This window comes from Streptomyces sp. AP-93 (genome assembly GCF_022808175.1).
Lineage (GTDB): Bacteria > Actinomycetota > Actinomycetes > Streptomycetales > Streptomycetaceae > Streptomyces.
The window spans coordinates 1-20946 of record NZ_JALGBX010000014.1; the positions used below are offsets into that span (position 1 = coordinate 1).

Below are 20946 nucleotides of genomic sequence, written 5' to 3' on the forward strand. Positions count from 1 at the left end.
GCCGGCCACAACCCAGCCCCGCCGGCGTTTGAGGCGCAGGGGCCCGGGGACTGGTCCCCGGCAACGGCGCCGCACCCGAGCCGCCAGGATTACAGCAGGCCCGCCGCCGCCAGGAGGTACGCGACCATCGGGTCGTAGAAGCGCGGGTCGCGGACGTGGTCGTCCAGGGGGACCGCCACCTGAAGGGTGCCTTCGGCCTCGGCCAGGAAGAGCGCGGGGTCGTTGCAGTCGGCGTAGCCCACCGCGTCCAGCCCGCGCTGCGCCGCGCAGCCCGCCCAGCCGTGGTCGGCGACGACCAGGTCGGGCTGGGGGCGGCCCAGCGCCGCCAGCGCGTCCAGGATCGCCGCCATCGGCTCCGGCGAGTGGGTGTGCCAGAGTGTCGCACCCCGCTCCAGGACCGCGACGTCCGCGAACTGCCACACCGAGCCCTCGTCGGCGACCAGCCCCTGCGGGATCACCACGATCTCGCAGCCCGCCGCGCGCAACGCGTCGGCCGTGGCCCGGTGCACGTCCAGCAGCCCGCCCGGGTGCCCCGTGGCCAGCAGCACGCTCTGCCGGTCCAGCGCGGCCTTGCGCAGCCGCGCGGCCATCCGGTCGAGGGCGGCCACGGTGAGTTCGGGGTCGATGGTGTCCTGGCCGACGCGGTGCCCGGGGTCGTCCACGACACCGCAGCGCTCGGCCATCACCGCGAGCACGTCCTGCTCGTCCGTCCAGCGGTCGCCCAGCTCCAGGCCCAGCCAGTAGTGCCGGTCGCCGTTGGCGAGCTTGCGGTAGTGGGAGAGGTTGTTGTCGCGCGGGGTGGCCACCTCGCCCGCGATCCGCGTGCGGACCAGGTGGTCGATGAGTTCGGCTCGGCTGGGGACAGGCGTCTCTATCGGCTTCGGCATGCGGCCCATTCTGCCGCCGCGTGCCCGGAGCCGTCCCTTCCATCCCGGCCCCCGTCCCGACCCGCGGACGCGCCTCGTCATCCCGACAGCGCCCCGAAGGCTCCGTTCGCGAGCCGGCGCAGCAGCGACTCCGTCGCGTCCCGGCCGAGCGCGGCCAGGTGCGGGGTGGAGTTCAGCAGGCCGAAGACCGCGTGCACGGAGACGCGTACCTCCGCCTCGCCCACCTCGGGGTGCAGCTCCCGTACGACGTCGACCCACAGCTCGACGTACTTGCGCTGGAGCTGCCGCACGAGCTTGCGGTCGGCCTCGCGCAGCCGGTCCAGCTCCCGGTCGTGGAGGGTGATCAGCGCCCGGTCGTCGAGCGCGAAGTCGATGTGGCCGTCGATGAGGGAGGCCAGTACGCCGGACGGGTCGCCGGCCGCCTCCTCCACCCGGCGCCGGCCGCCCGTGAGCAGCCGTTCGCTGATGCCGACGAGCAGCTCGGCGAGCATCGCGTCCTTGCCCGCGAAATGCCGGTACAGGCCGGGGCCGCTGATGCCCACCGCGGCCCCTATCTCGTCCACGCCCACGCCGTGGAAACCGCGCTCGGCGAAGAGGCGCGCAGCCTCGCCGAGGATCTGCTCGCGCCGGGTCGGGGCGGCTGCTCTGGTGCTCATGGGAATCCATTCTAGACAGGGCCGTTAGCGGTCGTTAACCTAAGTCCCACATGCGTTAACGCTCATTAACCGAATGAACCAGAGCGCACCGAGCAAGGGAGCTCGACCGATGCAGCAGGCACCAGTGCTGACGAGCGCCGCCGACCCGGCGTCCGATGCCTGGCGGGCCAACGAGGCCGCCCACCGTGAGCTCTCCGAGGGCCTGCGGGCCCGGCTGGAGGCCGCCCGGCTCGGCGGCGGCGAGAAGGCCCGCGCCCGCCACACCGCCCGCGGGAAGCTGCTGCCGCGCGACCGCGTGGACGCCCTCCTCGACCCCGGGTCCCCCTTCCTGGAGCTGGCCCCGCTGGCCGCCGAGGGCATGTACGGGGGCGCGGCCCCGGCCGCCGGGGTGATCGCCGGCATCGGCCGGGTCAGCGGCCGCGAGTGCGTGATCGTCGCGAACGACGCCACCGTCAAGGGCGGCACGTACTACCCGATGACCGTGAAGAAGCACCTGCGCGCCCAGGAAGTGGCCCTGGAGAATCGTCTCCCCTGCCTGTACCTGGTCGACTCGGGCGGCGCCTTCCTCCCCATGCAGGACGAGGTCTTCCCCGACCGGGACCACTTCGGCCGCATCTTCTACAACCAGGCCCGCATGTCGGGGGCCGGCATCCCGCAGATCGCCGCCGTCCTCGGCTCCTGCACCGCGGGCGGGGCGTACGTACCGGCCATGAGCGACGAGGCCGTCATCGTCCGCGGCCAGGGCACGATCTTCCTCGGCGGCCCGCCGCTGGTGAAGGCCGCCACGGGAGAGGTGGTCACGGCCGAGGAGCTGGGCGGCGGCGAGGTCCACTCCCGGACCTCCGGGGTCACCGACCACCTCGCGCAGGACGACGCCCACGCGCTGCGGATCGTACGGAACATCGTGGCGACCCTGCCCGGGCGCCAGGCCCTTCCCTGGTCGGTCGAGGCTCCCGAGGAGCCCAAGGTGGACCCGTACGGGCTGTACGGCGCGGTCCCCGTCGACTCCCGCACCCCCTACGACGCCCGCGAGATCATCGCCCGGATCGTGGACGGCTCCCGCTTCCAGGAGTTCAAGGCGGAGTTCGGGCAGACCCTGGTCACCGGCTTCGCCCGGATCCACGGGCACCCGGTCGGGATCGTCGCCAACAACGGCATCCTGTTCTCCGAATCGGCCCAGAAGGGCGCGCACTTCATCGAGCTGTGCGACCAGCGCGGCATCCCGCTGCTCTTCCTCCAGAACATCTCCGGCTTCATGGTCGGCCGGGACTACGAGGCGGGCGGCATCGCCAAGCACGGCGCCAAGATGGTCACGGCCGTGGCCTGCACCCGGGTCCCGAAGCTCACGGTGGTGGTCGGCGGCTCGTTCGGCGCCGGCAACTATTCCATGTGCGGGCGCGCTTATTCGCCGCGCTTCCTGTGGATGTGGCCCAACGCCAAGATCTCCGTCATGGGTGGCGAACAGGCGGCGTCCGTTTTGGCGACGGTCAAGCGGGACCAGATCGAAGGCGCGGGCCACGAGTGGACAGCTGAGGACGAGGACGCTTTCAAGGCCCCGGTCCGAGCGCAGTACGAGGAGCAGGGCAACGCGTACTACGCCACGGCACGGCTTTGGGACGACGGGGTCATCGACCCGCTGGAGACAAGGCAGGTACTCGGACTGGCACTGACCGCGTGCGCGAACGCCCCGCTGGGTGATTCACACTTCGGCATCTTCCGTATTTGAATCCTCCCCCTCAATGAGGGGGATTCCTGGCTCACGCTGCTCTATCGCTCAGCGAACGATCGAGTCTTCTGCGATCAACACCAGCCGGGTTGAGACCAGCCCGGATATGACGACAAGCTATGGGATTTCACATGCGTGCTTGGTTCTCGCTACGCATTCCACGACCCTACCGAAGGTTTGGGTGACGTGAGGAACTTTTCGATGTTCAGCACTGTTCTGGTCGCGAACCGCGGCGAGATCGCGGTCCGGGTCATCCGCACGCTGCGGGAGCTCGGCATCCGTTCCGTGGCCGTCTTCAGCGACGCCGACGCGGACGCCCGGCACGTACGGGAGGCCGACACGGCCGTCCGCATCGGCCCGGCGGCGGCCGCCGAGAGCTACCTGTCGGTGGAGCGGCTGCTCGACGCGGCGCGCCGGACGGGCGCCGAGGCCGTCCACCCCGGCTACGGCTTCCTCGCGGAGAACGCCGCCTTCGCGGCCGCCTGCGCGGACGCGGGCCTGGCCTTCATCGGGCCGCCGGCCTCGGCGATCTCCCTGATGGGCGACAAGATCCGCGCCAAGGAGACCGTGAAGGCGGCGGGCGTGCCCGTGGTCCCCGGTTCCTCGGGCAGCGGGCTGTCCGACGCCGAACTGGTCTCGGCCGCCGAGAAGATCGGCATGCCGGTGCTGCTGAAGCCCTCGGCGGGCGGCGGCGGCAAGGGCATGCGGCTGGTACGGGACTCCGCGCTGCTCGGCGAGGAGATCGCGTCGGCCCGGCGCGAGGCGAAGTCCTCCTTCGGCGACGACACCCTGCTCGTGGAGCGCTGGGTGGACCGGCCCCGGCACATCGAGATCCAGGTACTGGCGGACGCCCACGGGAACGTGGTCCACCTCGGGGAGCGCGAGTGCTCGCTCCAGCGGCGCCACCAGAAGGTGATCGAGGAGGCGCCGTCGGTCCTGCTGACGCCGGAGCTGCGGGCCTCGATGGGCGCGGCGGCGGTGGAGGCGGCGCGGTCCTGCGGGTACGTCGGCGCGGGGACGGTGGAGTTCATCGTCCCGGGCGGGGACCCCTCCTCGTACTTCTTCATGGAGATGAACACCCGGCTCCAGGTGGAGCACCCGGTCACCGAGCTCGTCGTGTCCATCGCCGGGGGCGGGCTGGACCTGGTGGAGCAGCAGCTCCGGGTCGCGGCGGGCGCGGAGCTGGGCTTCGGCCAGTCGGAGGTCCGGCTGACCGGGCACGCGATCGAGGCCCGCGTCTGCGCGGAGGATCCGGCGCGGGGGTTCCTGCCGTCCGGGGGCACCGTCCTGGCCCTGTCGGAGCCGTCCGGCGGCTCCGTCCGTACGGACTCCGGTCTGGTGGCGGGGGTCGACACCGGGTCCACGTACGACCCGATGCTGTCGAAGGTCATCGCCTACGGCCCCGACCGGGCGGCCGCGCTCCGTGTACTGCGGGGTGCCCTCGCGGACACCGTGATCCTGGGCGTCCAGACCAACACGGGCTTCCTGCGGAGGCTGCTCGCGCACCCGGATGTGGTGTCCGGGGACCTGGACACGGGCCTGGTCGAGCGGGACCTGGCCGGGCTCCTCCCCGAGGGGGTCCCGGACGAGGTGTACGCGGCGGCCGCGCTGCTGGCCGGGGGCTCTTTCCCCCACCCCGCCCCTTCCCGGCGTGCCGGATTTGCGGCTCCGCCGCGTGGGGGCTCCGCCCCGGATCCCGGTCCTCAAACGCCGGACGGGCTGAAAGCGTGGGTCGACCCGTTCGACTCCGCCAACGGCTGGCGCCTCGGCGGCACCCCCGCCTGGACGGTCCACCACTTCCGCCTCCCGGGCCAGGACCCGGTCACGGTCCGCACCCGGCCCGCGGGCACGGGCGTCCCGGGACGGGGTCCCGGCGCACACGGCACGCAGGCCGAAATCCTCCTGCCCGCACCCGACGGCGGCGCCCAGCCAAATCCAGCCCCGCCGGCGTTTGAGGCGCGGGGTCTGGGGCGGAGCCCCAGCGCCCCGGCCCGGGGCCGGATCGTGCACCGCACCCCCGACCACCTCACGGTCGAACTCGACGGAGTCACGCACCGCTTCGCCCACGCAGCCTCCCCCGAAGGGACTTGGCTCGGCCGGGACGGCGACTCCTGGCACGTGCAGGCGTACGACCCGGTCGAGGCGAACCTCCGCGGAGCGGGACGCGGCGGCGCCGACACCCTCGCGGCGCCGATGCCCGGCACCGTCACGGTGGTCAAGGTCGCCGTCGGCGAGAAGGTCGCCGCCGGGCAGAGCCTGCTCGTCGTCGAGGCCATGAAGATGGAGCACGTCATCTCCGCCCCGCACGCCGGCACCGTCACCGAACTCGACGTCACCCCCGGCACCACGGTCGCCATGGACCAGGTCCTGGCCGTGGTCACCCCGGACGAGGAGGGGACGGGCGAATGAACGGGCTTCCGATGAGCTTCCCGGACGAGGGCCTCCCGGCCCGGATCCGGATCCACGAGGTCGGCGCCCGCGACGGGCTGCAGAACGAGAAGACGGCCGTCCCGACCCACGTGAAGGCCGAGTTCGTGCACCGGCTGGCCGCCGCCGGCCTCACCACCATCGAGGCCACCAGCTTCGTGCACCCCAAGTGGGTCCCCCAGCTGGCCGACGCCGAGGAGCTGTTCCCCCTCCTCGCCGACGTGCGGGCCGCGCTGCCGGTCCTCGTCCCCAACGAGCGCGGCCTCGACCGCGCGCTCGCGCTCGGTGCCACCCGGATCGCCGTGTTCGGTTCGGCCACCGAGACCTTCGCCTCCCGCAACCTCAACCGCACCGTCGCCGAGTCCCTCGCGATGTTCGAGCCCGTCGTGGCCCGCGCCAAGGAGCACGAGGCGCACGTCCGCGGCTACCTCTCCATGTGCTTCGGCGACCCCTGGGAGGGCCCGGTCCCGGTCCACCAGGTGGTCGGCGTCGCCAAGGCCCTCCTCGACCTCGGCTGTGACGAGCTGAGCCTCGGCGACACCATCGGCGTCGCCACCCCGGGGCACGTGCAGGCCCTGCTCTCCGCGCTCAACGAGGAGGGCGTGGGCACCGACCGGATCGGCGTCCACTTCCACGACACCTACGGCCAGGCCCTGTCCAACACCCTCGCCGCGCTCCAGCACGGCGTGACCACCGTCGACGCCTCCGCGGGCGGCCTCGGCGGATGCCCGTACGCCAAGAGCGCCACCGGCAATCTCGCGACCGAGGACCTCGTCTGGATGCTCGACGGCCTCGGCATCGAGACCGGGGTCGATCTGGCCGCCCTCACCGCCACGAGCCTGTGGATGGCCGAACAGCTGGGGCGTCCCAGCCCCTCCCGTACCGTCCGCGCCCTCTCCCACAAGGAGTAACGAAGACCATGGCCCTCGACCACCGGCTCACCCCCGAGCACGAGGAACTCCGCCGCACCGTCGAGGCGTTCGCGCACGATGTGGTGGCGCCCAAGATCGGCGACCTGTACGAGCGGCACGAGTTCCCGTACGAGATCGTCCGCGAGATGGGCCGCATGGGCCTGTTCGGCCTGCCCTTCCCGGAGGAGTACGGCGGCATGGGCGGCGACTACCTCGCCCTCGGCATCGCCCTGGAGGAGCTGGCCCGCGTCGACTCCTCGGTCGCCATCACCCTGGAGGCCGGCGTCTCGCTCGGCGCGATGCCCCTCTACCTCTTCGGCACCGAGGAGCAGAAGCAGCAGTGGCTGCCGAAGATGTGCTCCGGCGAGATCCTCGGCGCCTTCGGCCTGACCGAGCCCGGTGCGGGCAGCGACGCGGGCGGCACGCGCACGACCGCCGTCCGGGACGGCGATGAGTGGGTGATCAACGGCTCCAAGTGCTTCATCACCAACTCCGGTACGGACATCACCGGTCTGGTCACCGTCACCGCCGTGACGGGCCGCAAGGCGGACGGCCGCCCCGAGATCTCCTCGATCATCGTCCCGTCGGGCACCCCCGGCTTCACGGTGGCCGCCCCCTACTCCAAGGTCGGCTGGAACGCCTCGGACACCCGCGAGCTGTCCTTTGACGGCGTACGGGTCCCCCTCGCCAACCTGGTCGGCGAAGAGGGCCGCGGCTACGCCCAGTTCCTGCGGATCCTCGACGAGGGCCGCGTGGCCATCTCGGCGCTCGCGACGGGCCTGGCGCAGGGCTGCGTGGACGAGTCGGTGAAGTACGCCAAGGAGCGGCACGCCTTCGGCAAGGCGATCGGCGACAACCAGGCCATCCAGTTCAAGCTGGCGGACATGGAGATGCGCGCCCACATGGCCCGGATCGGCTGGCGCGACGCGGCCTCCCGGCTCGTGTCCGGGGAGCCCTTCAAGAAGGAGGCGGCCATCGCGAAGCTGTACTCCTCGACGGTGGCGGTCGACAACGCGCGCGACGCCACGCAGATCCACGGCGGCTACGGGTTCATGAACGAGTACCCGGTGGCCCGCATGTGGCGCGACTCGAAGATCCTGGAGATCGGCGAGGGCACGAGCGAGGTGCAGCGCATGCTGATCGCCCGTGAGCTGGGGCTTTCCGCCTAGCGACAGCCGGTGGTGCGGCAAGGGGCCCTTCGCGAGAAGGGCCCCTTGCCATTTTCAGCCAAGGTTAGGCTAACCTTCCTATCGAACACCCGAGCCGCCCGAGTACGTACGAAAGTGGACATCCCCATGCCCAAGTCCCGCTCCTCCCTCCTCACCCGCCGCGGTCTCATCGCGGCAGGTGGCGCCCTCGGCCTCGTGGCCGCGCTCACCGCCTGCGGTGGCGGCGACTCCGCGAAGGACGGTTCGGGCGAGAAGGGCACGGGCGCCGCTTCGGGCGCGTGGAGCTTCAAGGACGACATGGGCAAGGACGTCACCGCCAAGTCCACGCCGAAGAACATCGTCGCCTTCACCGGCACCGCGGCCGCGCTCTACGACTACGGGGTGAACGTCAAGGGCGTGTTCGGCCCGACGAAGACCGCCGACGGCAAGGCCGACGTGCAGGCCGGCTCGATGGACATCTCCAAGGTCGAGATCATCGGCAACGTCTACGACGAGTTCAACGTCGAGAAGTACGCGGCCCTCCAGCCCGACCTCCTGGTGACCAACACCTGGGAGAAGGACAGCTACTGGTACCTGCCCGAGGCCTCCAAGGACAAGATCCTGAAGCTGGCCCCGGCCGCCGCGATCGGCGTGGGCGGCGACGTCACGATGGACAAGGCCCTGGCCCGCACCGCGGACCTCGCGAAGTCCCTGGGTGCCGACCTGAGCACCAAGAAGACCGTCGACGCCAAGGCCCGCTTCGAGGCCGCCTCCGCGAAGCTCCGCGAGGCCACCAAGGCGAACCCCGGCATCAAGGTGCTCGTCGGTTCCGGCGCCGCCGACCTGTTCTACGTCTCCACCCCGGCCACCTCCGCCGACCTGAAGTACTTCCAGTCGCTCGGCGTCGAGTTCGTCACCCCGGACAAGGTCGAGGGCGGCTTCTTCGAGAGCCTCAGCTGGGAGAACGCCGGCAAGTACAAGGCCGACGTGGTCCTCCTCGACAACCGCACCGGCACCCTCCAGCCGCAGGAGCTGAAGGCCAAGCCGACCTGGGCCGAGATGCCCGCCGTCAAGGCCGGTCAGATCACCCCCCGCGTGACCGAGCCGATCTACTCGTACGAGAAGTGCGCGCAGATCGTCGAGGAGCTCACCAAGGCCATCCAGAACGCCAAGAAGGTCAGCTGACCCCTGACCCGTCCGGCCCCGGCGCCTCACCCAGGCGCCGGGGCCTTCTGCTTCGCCCGTCGCCGCACCGATCCCAGGGGGGACCCTCCGCATGACCGCCAACGCCACCGCCGACGCCGCATCCGAGGAATCGATCCCTCACTTCCGGTTCTTCGCGCTCGAAGTGCTCCGCACGCGCCGCCTCGGCCACTCCTTCCTGCGGATCACCTTCGGCGGCGCCTCCCTGACGGACTTCCGCTCAGGCGGCTACGACCAGAGTCTCTCCCTCTTCCTGCCGCCCGCCGGCCGGGAGCACACGGTGCTGCCGTCCACGGGCGAGGACACCTGGTTCGGGGACTGGCGCGCGATGCCGGACGAGGAGCGCCCGGTGATGCGCTCGTACACGGTCCGCGAACAGCGCCGGACCCCCGGCGGCGTGGACGAGGTGGACATCGACTTCGTCCTGCACGGATCCGCCTCCCCCGCCTCGTCCTGGGCGGGCCGCGCGGTGACCGGCCGCCGGATCATGGCCATCGGCCCGGCCGTCGCGGAGAACAAGTCCGTGCGCTTCCAGCCGCCGGCCGCCACCGACACGATCCTGATGTACGCCGACGAGACCGCCCTGCCCGCGGCCGCCGCGATCCTGGACCGGCTCCCCGAGGGCACCCCGGTCAGGGCCTGGTTCGAGGTCCCGCACGAGGACGACCGGCTGTACCTGCCGACGTCCGCCGACGCGGACGTCACCTGGGTCGTACGGGAGCCGGGCGCCGGCCGCGAACGCACCGACCGGGTACTGGAGGCCCTCCGGGCGGCCGAACGGCCCGCCTCCGCAGCCCCGTACGCCTGGATCGCGGGCGAGTCCGCGACGATCCGCGCGGTCCGCAGGCACTTCGTCCAGGACTGCGGCGTCGACCGCCGCGCGGTCCGCTTCACCGGCTACTGGCGCCTCGGCGCGACCGAGGACCAACTCCTGGCGGAGGCCTACGCCGGCCAGTCCCCCGACGAGGACCCGACGGCGGCGCTCTAGGCCGGGCCGTCCCTTGAGGTCAGGCGGCCCCGCCCCTACCGCACGAAGGTGTGTCCGCGAAGCCCTGACCGGCCCTCTTCGCGGACACGCCTCGCGTGTTCCTCAGTCCGCTGCCAGCGCCCGCTGGAAGTCGGTGACGATCCGCCGATAGCCGGTGTGCCGTGTCGCTCGCGCATGCCGCAGTGCCCACACGGCGGGCCCGTCGTCGTCATCGGCCGGCCCGGACCCCGCCAGACACGAGGTGCACTCGACCTCGTAGATCGCCTCGCTCCCCGTCCTGTCGGGGGTCAGCAGCCAGGCGCTCACGGCGCCTTCACGGACAACTCGGCCCACACCCGCTTCCCGGGCCCACTCCGCTCCCCGACGGCCCAGCTGTCGGCGACGGCCGCCACCAGGTAGAGCCCGCGCCCGCCGTCACCGTCCTGGTCCGACTCCCCGACGACGGGCCGCGCGGGACTGGTGTCATGCACCTCGACGCGCACCCCGTTCCCCAGCCGCACATACCGGGTCTCGATCTCCCGGTCGCGGGGACCGACGGCGTACCGCACGGCGTTGGTCACGAGCTCGGACGCGACGAGCAGCGCGTCCCCCTCCAGCTCGGAGAGGCCCCAGTCGGCGAGGGCCTTACGCAGCTCCGCCCGCGCGAGCGGCACACACCGAGCCTCCCGCCGCCAGCGCCGCACCACCTGCTCGGGTTCGCTCACCGGGCCACCGCCCGCCCGTGGATGACCCGGGGCCCGAGATCGATCCCGTAGGTGGCGAGCACGAGAACTTGCCGACGCCACCACTGCCGTAGCGGTGACACCAGCCCGATAAAATGCAGCACGTTGACGCTCCTTCGTAAGCGTTGGCCACGCCCCCGGACTGTTCGCGCAGTCGCGGGGGTCTTCTGTTGCAGACACTCGGATAATCACTCACCGCTTCGAGTCAACACGTTGAGTGACACAAGTCCAGAGTCCTCCGCTCTCGCGCGAATCGCAAGTGACTCTTTGGAACTCGTCCCATGATCTTTTGTGAGCGGTAACCTCGTGCCTCACAGGTCCAGTTGGGGAGAATCCAATGTCCGAGAGCAGGCCAACTGTTCGACGCCGTCGGCTCGCAGCACTCCTGGTCAAGTTCCGCGAGGAGGCTGGCAGAACGCCCGAGGACGCTGCCGAGCGCATCGGCTGCCACAGGACAAAGATCAACCGCATCGAGAACGCTCGGCTTGGGATCTCGCTCGGCGAGCTGCGGGACCTGCTGACCTTCTACGGCATCACCAGCGACACACAGATCGATGAGATGGTCACACTCGCCCGCCGAGGCCGAGCACCCGGCTGGGTGCAGCGGGCGAGCCTGGCGCGACCGTCCTACTCCGACTTCATCGGCTACGAGGAGACGTCCGACTACATCCGGTCGTTCCAATCGAACCTGATCGCAGGCCTATTGCAGACCGCCGACTACGCGCGAGCCGTGATCAACGCTGCACAGGCGGGGCTGAGTAGGGACGAAGTCGACGCGCTGGTCACCGCGCGCCTGGAACGGCAGAGCGTCCTCCACCAGCCCAAGCCGCCGCGGCTCTCTGTCATCCAAGGCGAGGCCGCACTGCGCATTGCCGTGGGTGGCCACTCAGCCATGGGCCAGCAGCTCGATCACCTGGCCAAGATGGCGCAACACCCGCGCATCGAGCTGCAAGTGATCCCCGACCGGGCAGGTGCGCACGCCGGACTGTTCGGTTCGTTCGTCCTCTTCGGCTTCCCCAACCGGGACTTCTCCGACGTCGTATGCGTCGAACACCGGACGGGAACGCTGTTCATGGAGACGCCAGAGGAGACCGCAGAATATACGCTGATCTTCGATTCGCTCCGAACCATCGCGCTGAGCCCCGACGACAGCCTGGAACTGATCGCCAGCGTGCGCGGGGCGCTGTAGCGGCACTTTGGAGAGGACAAGACCGATGCAAACCCCGGCTCCCCAGGTCACTTGGCATAAGAGCAGCTACAGCGGATCCGGAGGCGACTGCGTCGAGGTGGCGGAGACGAGCAACGGCGGTCGCGCAATCCGGGACAGCAAGGACACCACCCGCCCCGGCCTCCGCTGCGCGGCCCCGGCTTGGGCCGCCTTCGTCCACGGCCTGAAGGACTCCGCGCACAACTAGGGGCGCCTCAGCCCCTGTTCAACTCCCCGCGCGGCCGGAGCGCACGGCGTGCGGGGGCGCGCGGTCCGTGCCACCGGGCGCGCCGCCATCCGAGGCACATTCCACCCGGACGATTGACCACCCTGAGCGCACGTCCGAATACTCGGCGTGACGGTCGCCGTGGATGACGCCGCGCCGACGGGCTCCTGGGTGGAAAGGGTGGCGCAATGGGCTTCTTGAGGGCTTCAGGCAAAGAACTGCACAGGGCGGGGGCGGGCGGGCCCGCACGGCGGGCCGTACTGACCGGGGCGCTGGGCGTGGCGACCGGACTGGCCGGTGCGGTCGCGGGCTCCGTCGCAACCGCAGGACCGGCGGCCGCGCAGGCCCTCGGGTCGGCGCGGGCAGAACAGGCGGACTGGCGGTACTGCGCCAAGTGTTACGGGCTCTTCTTCCGCGGCTACACCACGGACGGCGCCTGCCCGACTGGCGGCGGCCACGACGCGGCGGGCTTCAACTTCAACATCCCGCACGATGTGCCCGAGACCGCGAAGGCCCAACGGAACTGGCGGTTCTGCGACAAGTGCTTCGCCATGTTCTGGTACGGCCGTTCGGACAGCGGCATCTGCCCCACCGGCTCCGGCCACCGGATGGCCGGGTACGACTTCGTCCTCCCGCACGACATCCCGGTGTCGGCGAACTCACAGCGGAACTGGCGGTTCTGCGACAAATGCTGCTGCCTGTTCTTCTACGGGCACAGCGACAACGGCCGCTGCGCGGCAGGCGGCGCCCACCGCCGTGCAGGAGACTTCGACTTCGTCCTGCCGTACATCCCCGGGTAGGCGCAGTTGGGCGTACCGGGGGTACCAGCACCCCCGGAAGCGGCCGCGCCCCGGCCTCTCCCACGGCACGTCCGACGCCCGTCAGAGCAACAGCGAGGTCAAGTCCGTCGTCTTCCAGGGCATCACGTACGTCGGTATCCGTGACCTGGAGGACCCCACGCCTCCCCCGCCCGTGGAGGGAGAGGGCATCCAGCCGGACGACTGGAAGTGGTACGACCTCAGCACCCTCCAGAACTACCTTCTGCCGTGTTGATCGTTCGGACGAGTGCAACGACAAGGGGGCCATGCCGGGCGTTCACCCTTCCCGAACTCGGGGGCCGGGAGAGCGTCCGGCGCGACGGCGACAGCGCGCCAAGCCCTCGCCCGGCTCCGCCATGCCGTCCTCGAGGTGCATGGAGCCGGTGTTCAGCATGAGTTCCGCCAGGCCGATCCGGGATGGACGGTGAAGGAGTTGCCGCAGGAGGGGTGACGCGGCCGGGTGCGCGGGTGGACACTCCGTGCCGCGCGTAGAAGTGACACGCGTAGAACACCTGCGAGACGCCCGCACGAAACCCACCACGACTACAACTTCCTTGCTGCCCCGGGGCGTTCCCCAACGCGAGGGGCGGCGCTCGCGAACCGTCCGTCCCCCGCTCGCGAAGGGCGACCCCTCATGGATCTCGGCCGCATATCCGCACCCCGCAGACCTATCCGCACGCGTCTGCTGACATCCGCCGCGCTGGCCGTGTCGCTGTCGGCCGCTCTGATCGCCTTCCCCGCAACCGCGTCGGCGGCTACCGTCACCATCGCCGCCCTCCAGGGCACCAAGCGCGTCTCCCCGTACAACGGCCAGGAGGTCACGGTCAGCGGGATCGTCACCGCCATCCGCTCCACCGGCTCCTCGCGCGGCTACTGGATCCAGGACGCTGTCGGCGACGGCAACCCCGCCACAAGTGAGGCCGTCTTCGCCTACACCGGTTCCACCACCCCGTCCACGAAGGTGGGCAACAAGGTCACGGTGAAGGGCAAGGTCGCCGAGTTCTACCCGGGCGGCTCGGCCGAGGGCGGCCAGTCGGTCACCCAGCTCACCCAGCCGGAGATCACCTCGACCGCGTCGACCGGCAACCCCCTCCCGACCGCGTTCACGATGAATGCCGCCTCGATCCCCGACGCGTACGCGCCCACCGCGGGTGGCGGCTCGATCGAGGGCCTCACCCTGGCACCCGCCACCTACGCGCTCGACCTGTACGAGTCGCTGGAGGGCATGCGCGTCCAGGTCTCCGGCGCCCGTGTGGTCGGCGCGAGCAACCAGTACAACGAGCTGTTCGTCACCGCCGAGCCGGCCGAGAACCCGAGCCCGCGCGGCGGCACCGTCTACGGCTCGTACGCCTCCCAGAACGTCGGCCGCATCAAGATCGAAACCCTGCTGGCCTCGCCCTTCCCCGTCGCGAACGTGGGCGACGCGCTGAGCGGCACGACGGCCGGGCCGCTCGACTACGACAACTTCGGCGGCTACGGCATCCAGGCGACCACCCTCGGCACCCTCACCCCGGGCGGCCTCGCCCCCGAGACCACACGGGCACAGACCGCCGGCGAGCTGGCGGTGGCCACGTACAACGTCGAGAACCTCGACCCGACCGACCCGCAGGCGAAGTTCGACCGCCTCGCCGCCGGCATCGTGGGCAACCTGGCCACGCCGGACATCGTGGCCCTGGAGGAGGTCCAGGACGACAACGGCGCCACCAACAACTCCGTCGTAGCCGCCGACCAGACGTACGCGAAGCTGATCTCCGCGATCACCGCCGCGGGCGGACCGGCGTACGCCTACCGGCAGATCAACCCCGTCGACGACCAGGACGGCGGCGAACCCGGCGGCAACATCCGTGTCGGCTTCCTCTACAACCCGGCCCGCGTCGGCTTCACCGACCGCCCCGGCGGCGCCTCCACCACCGCCGTGTCGGTCGTGAACAACGCCGGCACCGCGGCCCTTTCCGTCTCCCCCGGACGCATCAACCCGACCAACGCCGCCTGGAACAGCAGCCGCAAGCCGCTGGCCGGCGAGTTCACCTTCCAGGGCAAGACCGTCTTCGTCATCGCCAACCACTTCACCTCCAAGGGCGGCGACCAGCCCCTGCACTCCCGCTTCCAGCCCCCGACCCGTAGCTCGGAGACCCAGCGCGGTCAGCAGGCCGCGCAGGTGAACACCTTCGTCAAGCAGCTGCTCGCGGTGCAGTCCTCGGCCCGGGTGGTGGTCCTCGGCGACCTCAACGACTTCGAGTTCTCAGGAACGATGTCGGCGCTCGCCAGCGGCGGCGTCCTCACCCCGCTGGCCGGCTCCCTCCCGGCCGGCGAGCGCTACACCTACGTCTACCAGGGCAACTCGCAGGCGCTGGACCACATCCTGACCAGCCCCGCCCTGGCCTCGTCGGAGTACGACATCGTGCACATCAATGCCGAGTTCGCCGACCAGGCCAGCGACCACGACCCTCAGGTGGTGCGCCTGACCCCCTGACGTTCGCCGTACCGGTGGGCACGGCGGCTGTCGTGCCCACCTTCACGCCCCGTCACAGGTCCCACGGCACGTCCGGCGCCCGGTAGTACGTGATGTCCTGGGAGTCCAGCCGGGGCGCCTGGGCCGCCAGGCGCTGCCGGTACGCCTCCCAGCGGAGCGAACCCGCCGGGGACCAGCCCAGTTCCGCCAGGCTCAGGACCCGGGGGAAGGCCATGTACTCCCAGTCGTTCCGCGTCGCGATGGTCTCCGTCCACAGCGGGGCCTCGACGCCCAGGACCGCCGACTCCGGGACACCGGCCAGGTACGCCCCCGGGTCCCACTCGTACGACCTCCGCACCGGCACGTACCCGGCCCAGGCCAGCCCCTGCTTCGTCTCCTTGTCGTACTTCATGTCCAGGTAGAGCCGGTCCGCCGGGGACAGGATCACCGGGTTGCCGGCCTTGGCCGCCGCGGCCACGGCCGCCTTCTCGGCGGCCGCCGTGCGGTCGTGGCCCCAGTACTGGAGCACCGCCCCCGGGACCGGCCGGGCCGTGGCGAGCTGGTGCCAGGCCACCACCGTCTTGCCGTGCTTGGCCACCACCGCCTGCGCCCGGTCCATGAAGGCCGCGTAGTCCGCCGCGGGCGTGGAGTGCGCCTCGTCGCCGCCGATGTGCAGGTACGTGCCGGGGGTCAGCTCCGCGATCTCCCCCAGCACCTGGTCGATGAACTCGTAGGTCCGCTCCTTGCCCACGCAGAGCGAGCTGAAGCCGACCTTGATCCCGGTGTAGCGCTCGCGCGCCTTGCCGTCGCAGTTCAGCTCCGCGTAGGCGGCCTGCGCGGCGTTCACGTGGCCGGGCATGTCGATCTCCGGGACCACGTCCACGTACCGCTCCGAGGCGTACGCCACCAGGTCCCGGTACTCGTCCTTCGTCCAGTGCCCGCCGGGTCCGCCGCCGACCTCGCTCGCACCCCCGTACTCCGTCAGCCTCGGCCAGGAGTCGATCGCGATGCGCCAGCCCTGGTCGTCGGTCAGGTGCAGGTGCAGGGTGTTGACCTTGTACTGGGCGAGCTGGTCGACGTACCTCTTGACCTGCTCCACCGTGAAGAAGTGACGGGCCACGTCCACCATCGCCCCCCGGTACGCGAAGCGCGGCGCGTCGGTGACCGTGCCGCCCGGCACCGTCCCCGGACCGGACACCGGCAGGAGCTGGCGCAGCGTCTGGCCCGCGTGGAAGAGGCCTTCGGGGGTGCGTGCGGTGAGGGTGACCCCGCCTGGACCGGACTCCAGCCGGTACCCCTCCTCCCCCGCCCCCTCGGTCTCGCCGTCGATCCGCAGCCGGATGCCGTCGCCCTGCACGCCGTCGACCACGGGCAGCGGCAGCCCGCTGGGGCCGCGCAGCTGCTCGGCGAGCAGTTCGCCGACCTTGCGGACCTCCTCGTCGCCGGTCAGGCCGGTACGGATGACCGTGCCCGGGCCGAAGGCGTACCCCGGGCCTTCGGCGTGCGCGGAGACGGGCGCCGGCAGGAGCCGTTCGTAGGGCGCGAGCGCGACGGGGGACCCGTCGCCGGACCGGGCGTCGTCCCCCCTGGCGGCGCTGCTGCAAGAGGCGGCCGCGGGGACGGCGGCGAGGACGAGGAGGGCGGCGAGCGTGCGTCGCGGAACTCTCATGGGCATAGGTATAGGCCAACCGGGCTCGTGGGGCCGATGCAAGAATCCAAGGATGGCGGAAATCATCCAGAAGGACGGCACATGGACCTTCGACGGGGACGCGGTGCGCATCGTGCCGGGCCGCGACAAGGGGGTGGGATTGCTGCGCCAGACGCTGGGCGAGGTGCTCGTCCCGCTGCGCGCGCTGGCCGGCATCTCCTACGAACCGGGGCGCAAGGCGGGCCGGCTGCGCCTGCGGCTGCGTGACGGCGCCGACCCGCTGCTCCAGGTGACGGGCGGCCGGCTGCCGGAGGCCTCCGATCCGTACCGGCTGACCGTGGAGCCGGACCGCGGCGGGGTGGCGGAGTACTTCGTGGACGAGGTGCGGAGCGCCCTGCTGCTGGACCAGGTGGATGCCGGGCCCGCCGACTCCTACCTCCTGCCGGGTCCCGCCCTGCCGATCACGGTCGGCGCGGGCGACGGGACGGTGGCCTTCGACGGGGACCGGGTGTCCCTGGAGTGGAGCTGGTCGGCGGAGGAGGCGAAGAAGTCCGGCGGGGCCCGGGAGTTCCGGGTCGCGGACCTGCGGTCGGTGGAGTGGGCCCCGTCCCGGGGGCTGGAGCACGGGTGGATCCGCTTCGCCCTGGCCGGTGCCCCCGTCCAGAGCGCGCCGCCGAAGTACGACCCGTACACGGTGGAGCTGTTCGGCTTCAAGAAGGACCCCCTGATGGCGCTGGTCGCGGCCGCCGTCGCGGTCCGCATGCCGCACCCGGCGGCGCCCGAGCCCGGGCCGCAGACCGGAGCGAAGTCCGGAGCGAAGTCCGGAGCGCAGCCCGCCCTGGGGTCCGCCCCGGCGGCGGAGGGCCACGACACCCTGCTGCGCCGGCTGCGCGAGCTGGGAGAGCTGCATCAGGCGGGGATCCTCACGGCCGAGGAGTTCTCGACGGCGAAAGCGGCGATTTTGGGTCGTTTCTGACCACCAAGGACCGGAATTCGCCCCTCCTCTGGTCCAGACCAGCGCAATCCTGCCCGATTTCGGGCAGGATTTTTGCGTTCTGCGGCTCGTGCCGCCAATATCGACGGATGCCCGACCGCCGCCCGTCGCACGACGACCTCGTCGACCACTTGGTGCGCAGCACCTCGCTCCAGCGGGGCGAAGCCGCCCGAGTGGTGCTCGACGTTCTCGCGTACTTCGACGAGAGCACCGAGGAGTTCGTCCGCCGGCGCCACCGTGAGCTCCAGTCCGGGGGCGCGGTCAACGCGGACATCTTCGAGCGGATCGCGGCCGAACTGCCGCACCGCGCCGTGGCACCGCCGGAGCTCTCGCTCCGGCAACTGCGCCGCATCGTCTACGGCTGAGACACCTGCCGGGGATCCGGACAGCGGCAAGAGCAACCGAACTTCAGGAGGGGAAAGACCTTATGTGCGGAATCGTGGGTTACATCGGCAAGCGTGACGTGGCACCGCTGCTGCTGGAGGGCCTGCAGCGACTGGAGTACCGCGGATACGACTCCGCGGGCATCGTCGTCAACAGCCCGAAGGCCGCGGCCCTGAAGGTCGTCAAGGCCAAGGGCCGCGTACGCGAGCTGGAGTCCCGGGTACCCAAGCGCTTCGCCGGCACCACCGGCATCGCCCACACCCGCTGGGCCACCCACGGCGCCCCGAGCGACCTCAACTCCCACCCGCACCTGGACGCCGACAACAAGGTCGCCGTCGTCCACAACGGCATCGTCGACAACGCCTCCGAGCTGCGCGCCAAGCTGGAGGCCGACGGGGTCGTCTTCCTCTCGGAGACCGACACCGAGGTGCTCGTCCACCTCATCGCCCGCGCCCAGGCCGACACCCTGGAGGAGAAGGTCCGCGAGGCGCTCAAGGTCGTCGAGGGCACCTACGGCATCGCCGTCATGCACGCCGACTTCCCCGACCGCATCGTCGTGGCCCGCAACGGCTCCCCGGTCGTCCTCGGCATCGGCGAGAAGGAGATGTTCGTCGCCTCGGACATCGCCGCGCTCGTCGCCCACACCCGCCAGATCGTCACCCTCGACGACGGCGAGATGGCGACCCTGAAGGCCGACGACTTCCGGACCTACACCACCTCCGGTACGACGACCACCGCCACGCCCGAGACCGTGGAGTGGGAGGCCGCCTCCTACGACATGGGCGGCCACGACACGTACATGCACAAGGAGATCTCCGAGCAGGCCGACGCGGTCGACCGCGTCCTGCGCGGCCGGATCGACGACCGCTTCAACACCGTCCACCTGGGCGGCCTGAACCTGGACCCGCGCGAGGCGCGCGGCATCCGCCGGGTCAAGATCCTCGGCTGCGGCACCTCGTACCACGCCGGCCTGATCGGCGCCGGCCTCATCGAGAGCCTGGCCCGCATCCCCGCCGACGCCGAGCCGGCCTCGGAGTTCCGCTACCGCAACCCGGTCGTGGACCCCGACACCCTCTACATCGCGGTCTCCCAGTCCGGTGAGACGTACGACGTGCTCGCGGCCGTGCAGGAGCTCAAGCGCAAGGGCGCCCGCGTCCTCGGCGTGGTCAACGTGGTCGGCTCCGCGATCGCCCGCGCCGCCGACGGCGGCGTGTACGTGCACGCCGGCCCCGAGGTCTGCGTCGTCTCCACCAAGTGCTTCACCAACACGGTCGTGGCCTTCGCGCTGCTCGCCGTGCACCTGGGCCGCATCCGCGACCTGTCCGTCACCGACGGCAAGCGGATCATCGACGGCCTGCGCAAGCTGCCCGCGCAGATCCAGGAGATCCTGGACGGCGAGGAGGACATCAAGAAGCTGGCCGCGGAGTACGCCGAGGCCAAGTCGATGATGTTCATCGGCCGCGTCCGGGGGTACCCGGTGGCCCTGGAGGCCTCCCTGAAGCTCAAGGAGATCTCCTACATCCACGCCGAGGCCTACCCGGCCTCCGAGCTCAAGCACGGTCCGCTCGCCCTCATCGAGCCCTCGCTGCCGACGGTCGCGATCGTCCCGGACGACGACCTGCTGGAGAAGAACCGCGCGGCGCTGGAGGAGATCAAGGCCCGCAGCGGCCGGATCCTGGCGGTCGCCCACACCAAGCAGGAGAAGGCCGACCACACGATCCTCGTGCCCAAGAACGAGGACGAGCTGGACCCGATCCTGATGGGCATCCCGCTGCAGCTGCTGGCGTACCACACGGCCCTGGCCATGGGCCGGGACATCGACAAGCCGCGCAACCTGGCGAAGTCCGTCACGGTCGAGTAGGTCTCGCAGGCCTCGCAGGGCCGCGCACACGAGGAAGGCCCCCGGGGATCCCCCGGGGGCCTTTTCGTGCGTTGCGTGGTGCTGCGCCCGTGGTCCGTCAGCTCGCGGCGACCGCGCCGCGCGAACCCTTCCCGAAGGCCATCGGCCAGCTCGCCAGCGCCGCGGTGGCCCCGTACCAGGCCAGCAGTCCGGAGAGCGCCGCCACCCAGCCGGCCGCCTTGGCCAGCCCGTCGCTCTCGGCGAAGGTGCCTATCGCCAGGAGCAGCAGGGAGAGGGTGAACAGGCCGTACACGCCCTGACCGAACAGTCCGCCCGAAGCCGCGGCGGTGAGGGTCAGTGCCAGCATGGCGAACAGCACGAGGAACATTCCGGCCGCGTCTGCCGAAACCTTTCCGTCGGCCCCGTTGGCCCAGGTGAACCAGAAGGTGCCGATGCCCGCGAAGGCCGTGCCGTTGAAGCCGTTGCCGCCGCGGTACTCGAGGACTCCGAGGACGAACAGCGCGAGGCCGCCGAGGTACATGGCGAGCGACACGGAGTTGGCCGCGGTCACACCGTCGATGATGCCGGTGGTTCCGATACCGAACGCGAGAAGGGTGAGACCCAGGGCGATGTGCCCGAGGGTCGAAGTCGAGGCCGTGCTTCCCGCAGAGACACCATTGTCCACGGCGGGCTCCCTTCGATCTGCAGT

Annotated in this window: 19 protein-coding genes; 13 read left to right on the forward strand and 6 right to left on the reverse strand. The window is 71.0% G+C overall.

Annotated features, from left to right (window positions below; genetic code table 11):
• Positions 1-89 precede the first annotated feature (89 nt).
• Positions 90-887 (reverse strand): phosphatase, encoded by a 798-nt coding sequence (locus MTF69_RS22725; protein ID WP_243337070.1) that lies wholly within the window; start codon positions 885-887, stop codon positions 90-92.
• Positions 888-964: 77 nt separating this feature from the next.
• A complete protein-coding gene (locus tag MTF69_RS22730) occupies positions 965-1543 on the reverse strand; it encodes a TetR/AcrR family transcriptional regulator (protein ID WP_243337072.1) in 579 nt (192 codons plus the stop codon).
• Positions 1544-1652: 109 nt separating this feature from the next.
• Between MTF69_RS22730 and MTF69_RS22735 the strand changes: the two genes are divergently transcribed.
• The 6 genes from MTF69_RS22735 (at position 1653) to MTF69_RS22760 (ending at position 9946) form a co-directional block, all read left to right on the forward strand.
• A complete protein-coding gene (locus MTF69_RS22735) occupies positions 1653-3269 on the forward strand; it encodes a carboxyl transferase domain-containing protein (RefSeq protein ID WP_243337073.1) in 1617 nt (538 codons plus the stop codon).
• A gap of 201 nt (positions 3270-3470) precedes the next feature.
• Positions 3471-5678 (forward strand): biotin carboxylase N-terminal domain-containing protein, encoded by a 2208-nt coding sequence (locus tag MTF69_RS22740; RefSeq protein ID WP_243337074.1) that lies wholly within the window; start codon positions 3471-3473, stop codon positions 5676-5678.
• The gene (locus MTF69_RS22745) at positions 5675-6607 is read left to right on the forward strand and encodes a hydroxymethylglutaryl-CoA lyase (RefSeq protein WP_243337077.1); all 933 of its coding nucleotides are present in this window, start codon (positions 5675-5677) and stop codon (positions 6605-6607) included. Before MTF69_RS22740 ends, MTF69_RS22745 begins: the two co-directional genes overlap by 4 nt.
• 8 nt (positions 6608-6615) lie before the next feature.
• The gene (locus MTF69_RS22750) at positions 6616-7776 is read left to right on the forward strand and encodes an acyl-CoA dehydrogenase family protein (RefSeq protein ID WP_243337078.1); all 1161 of its coding nucleotides are present in this window, start codon (positions 6616-6618) and stop codon (positions 7774-7776) included.
• Between the two features lie 126 nt (positions 7777-7902).
• A complete protein-coding gene (locus MTF69_RS22755) occupies positions 7903-8940 on the forward strand; it encodes an ABC transporter substrate-binding protein (RefSeq protein ID WP_243337080.1) in 1038 nt (345 codons plus the stop codon).
• A gap of 91 nt (positions 8941-9031) precedes the next feature.
• The gene (locus tag MTF69_RS22760; RefSeq protein ID WP_243337081.1) at positions 9032-9946 is read left to right on the forward strand and encodes a siderophore-interacting protein; all 915 of its coding nucleotides are present in this window, start codon (positions 9032-9034) and stop codon (positions 9944-9946) included.
• A 102-nt stretch (positions 9947-10048) separates the two neighbouring features.
• Here the strand turns inward: MTF69_RS22760 and MTF69_RS22765 are convergent, their stop codons facing one another.
• The gene (locus MTF69_RS22765; protein ID WP_243337082.1) at positions 10049-10252 is read right to left on the reverse strand and encodes a hypothetical protein; all 204 of its coding nucleotides are present in this window, start codon (positions 10250-10252) and stop codon (positions 10049-10051) included.
• Positions 10249-10650, reverse strand: a complete 402-nt coding sequence (locus tag MTF69_RS22770) for an ATP-binding protein (RefSeq protein WP_243337083.1) — start codon at positions 10648-10650, stop codon at positions 10249-10251. Before MTF69_RS22770 ends, MTF69_RS22765 begins: the two co-directional genes overlap by 4 nt.
• Before the next feature lie 355 nt (positions 10651-11005).
• Between MTF69_RS22770 and MTF69_RS22775 the strand changes: the two genes are divergently transcribed.
• From MTF69_RS22775 to MTF69_RS22790, 4 genes are all read left to right on the forward strand, one after another.
• Positions 11006-11857, forward strand: a complete 852-nt coding sequence (locus MTF69_RS22775; RefSeq protein ID WP_243337085.1) for a helix-turn-helix transcriptional regulator — start codon at positions 11006-11008, stop codon at positions 11855-11857.
• Between the two features lie 25 nt (positions 11858-11882).
• Entirely contained in the window at positions 11883-12083 is a 201-nt protein-coding gene (locus MTF69_RS22780; RefSeq protein ID WP_243337086.1) for a DUF397 domain-containing protein, read from the forward strand.
• A gap of 206 nt (positions 12084-12289) precedes the next feature.
• Positions 12290-12901 (forward strand): hypothetical protein, encoded by a 612-nt coding sequence (locus tag MTF69_RS22785; RefSeq protein ID WP_243337088.1) that lies wholly within the window; start codon positions 12290-12292, stop codon positions 12899-12901.
• A gap of 652 nt (positions 12902-13553) precedes the next feature.
• Positions 13554-15392: an endonuclease/exonuclease/phosphatase family protein gene (locus MTF69_RS22790; protein ID WP_243337089.1), complete on the forward strand. Its 1839-nt coding sequence runs from the start codon at positions 13554-13556 to the stop codon at positions 15390-15392.
• A 52-nt stretch (positions 15393-15444) separates the two neighbouring features.
• Here the strand turns inward: MTF69_RS22790 and MTF69_RS22795 are convergent, their stop codons facing one another.
• A complete protein-coding gene (locus tag MTF69_RS22795) occupies positions 15445-17040 on the reverse strand; it encodes a beta-N-acetylhexosaminidase (protein ID WP_243337090.1) in 1596 nt (531 codons plus the stop codon).
• A gap of 52 nt (positions 17041-17092) precedes the next feature.
• Here MTF69_RS22795 and MTF69_RS22800 point away from each other — a divergent pair, with 52 nt between their 5' ends.
• The 3 genes from MTF69_RS22800 to glmS all read left to right on the forward strand — a co-directional run bounded on the left by MTF69_RS22800 (position 17093) and on the right by glmS (position 20258).
• Entirely contained in the window at positions 17093-17995 is a 903-nt protein-coding gene (locus MTF69_RS22800; protein WP_243337092.1) for a DUF4429 domain-containing protein, read from the forward strand.
• 107 nt (positions 17996-18102) lie between these two features.
• A complete protein-coding gene (locus MTF69_RS22805; protein WP_214951593.1) occupies positions 18103-18378 on the forward strand; it encodes a hypothetical protein in 276 nt (91 codons plus the stop codon).
• Between the two features lie 62 nt (positions 18379-18440).
• Positions 18441-20258 carry a glutamine--fructose-6-phosphate transaminase (isomerizing) gene (glmS, locus tag MTF69_RS22810; protein WP_243337094.1) on the forward strand — a complete coding sequence of 606 codons (1818 nt, stop codon included), beginning with the start codon at positions 18441-18443 and terminating at the stop codon, positions 20256-20258.
• A 97-nt stretch (positions 20259-20355) separates the two neighbouring features.
• On the opposite strand, the gene MTF69_RS22815 is transcribed toward glmS, so the two are convergent.
• Positions 20356-20922 carry a GPR1/FUN34/YaaH family transporter gene (locus MTF69_RS22815; RefSeq protein WP_243337096.1) on the reverse strand — a complete coding sequence of 189 codons (567 nt, stop codon included), beginning with the start codon at positions 20920-20922 and terminating at the stop codon, positions 20356-20358.
• Between the last annotated feature and the right edge of the window lie 24 nt (positions 20923-20946).

What these genes read in the sequence shown, in the direction of transcription:
- MTF69_RS22725 (WP_243337070.1), bottom strand. Translation starts at nt 887, where the DNA reads ATGCCGAAGCCGATAGAGACGCCTGTCCCCAGCCGAGCCGAACTCATC.
- MTF69_RS22730 (WP_243337072.1), bottom strand. Translation starts at nt 1,543, where the DNA reads ATGAGCACCAGAGCAGCCGCCCCGACCCGGCGCGAGCAGATCCTCGGC.
- MTF69_RS22735 (WP_243337073.1), top strand. Translation starts at nt 1,653, where the DNA reads ATGCAGCAGGCACCAGTGCTGACGAGCGCCGCCGACCCGGCGTCCGAT.
- MTF69_RS22740 (WP_243337074.1), top strand. Translation starts at nt 3,471, where the DNA reads ATGTTCAGCACTGTTCTGGTCGCGAACCGCGGCGAGATCGCGGTCCGG.
- MTF69_RS22745 (WP_243337077.1), top strand. Translation starts at nt 5,675, where the DNA reads ATGAACGGGCTTCCGATGAGCTTCCCGGACGAGGGCCTCCCGGCCCGG.
- MTF69_RS22750 (WP_243337078.1), top strand. Translation starts at nt 6,616, where the DNA reads ATGGCCCTCGACCACCGGCTCACCCCCGAGCACGAGGAACTCCGCCGC.
- MTF69_RS22755 (WP_243337080.1), top strand. Translation starts at nt 7,903, where the DNA reads ATGCCCAAGTCCCGCTCCTCCCTCCTCACCCGCCGCGGTCTCATCGCG.
- MTF69_RS22760 (WP_243337081.1), top strand. Translation starts at nt 9,032, where the DNA reads ATGACCGCCAACGCCACCGCCGACGCCGCATCCGAGGAATCGATCCCT.
- MTF69_RS22775 (WP_243337085.1), top strand. Translation starts at nt 11,006, where the DNA reads ATGTCCGAGAGCAGGCCAACTGTTCGACGCCGTCGGCTCGCAGCACTC.
- MTF69_RS22780 (WP_243337086.1), top strand. Translation starts at nt 11,883, where the DNA reads ATGCAAACCCCGGCTCCCCAGGTCACTTGGCATAAGAGCAGCTACAGC.
- MTF69_RS22785 (WP_243337088.1), top strand. Translation starts at nt 12,290, where the DNA reads ATGGGCTTCTTGAGGGCTTCAGGCAAAGAACTGCACAGGGCGGGGGCG.
- MTF69_RS22790 (WP_243337089.1), top strand. Translation starts at nt 13,554, where the DNA reads ATGGATCTCGGCCGCATATCCGCACCCCGCAGACCTATCCGCACGCGT.
- MTF69_RS22795 (WP_243337090.1), bottom strand. Translation starts at nt 17,040, where the DNA reads ATGAGAGTTCCGCGACGCACGCTCGCCGCCCTCCTCGTCCTCGCCGCC.
- MTF69_RS22800 (WP_243337092.1), top strand. Translation starts at nt 17,093, where the DNA reads ATGGCGGAAATCATCCAGAAGGACGGCACATGGACCTTCGACGGGGAC.
- MTF69_RS22805 (WP_214951593.1), top strand. Translation starts at nt 18,103, where the DNA reads ATGCCCGACCGCCGCCCGTCGCACGACGACCTCGTCGACCACTTGGTG.
- glmS (WP_243337094.1), top strand. Translation starts at nt 18,441, where the DNA reads ATGTGCGGAATCGTGGGTTACATCGGCAAGCGTGACGTGGCACCGCTG.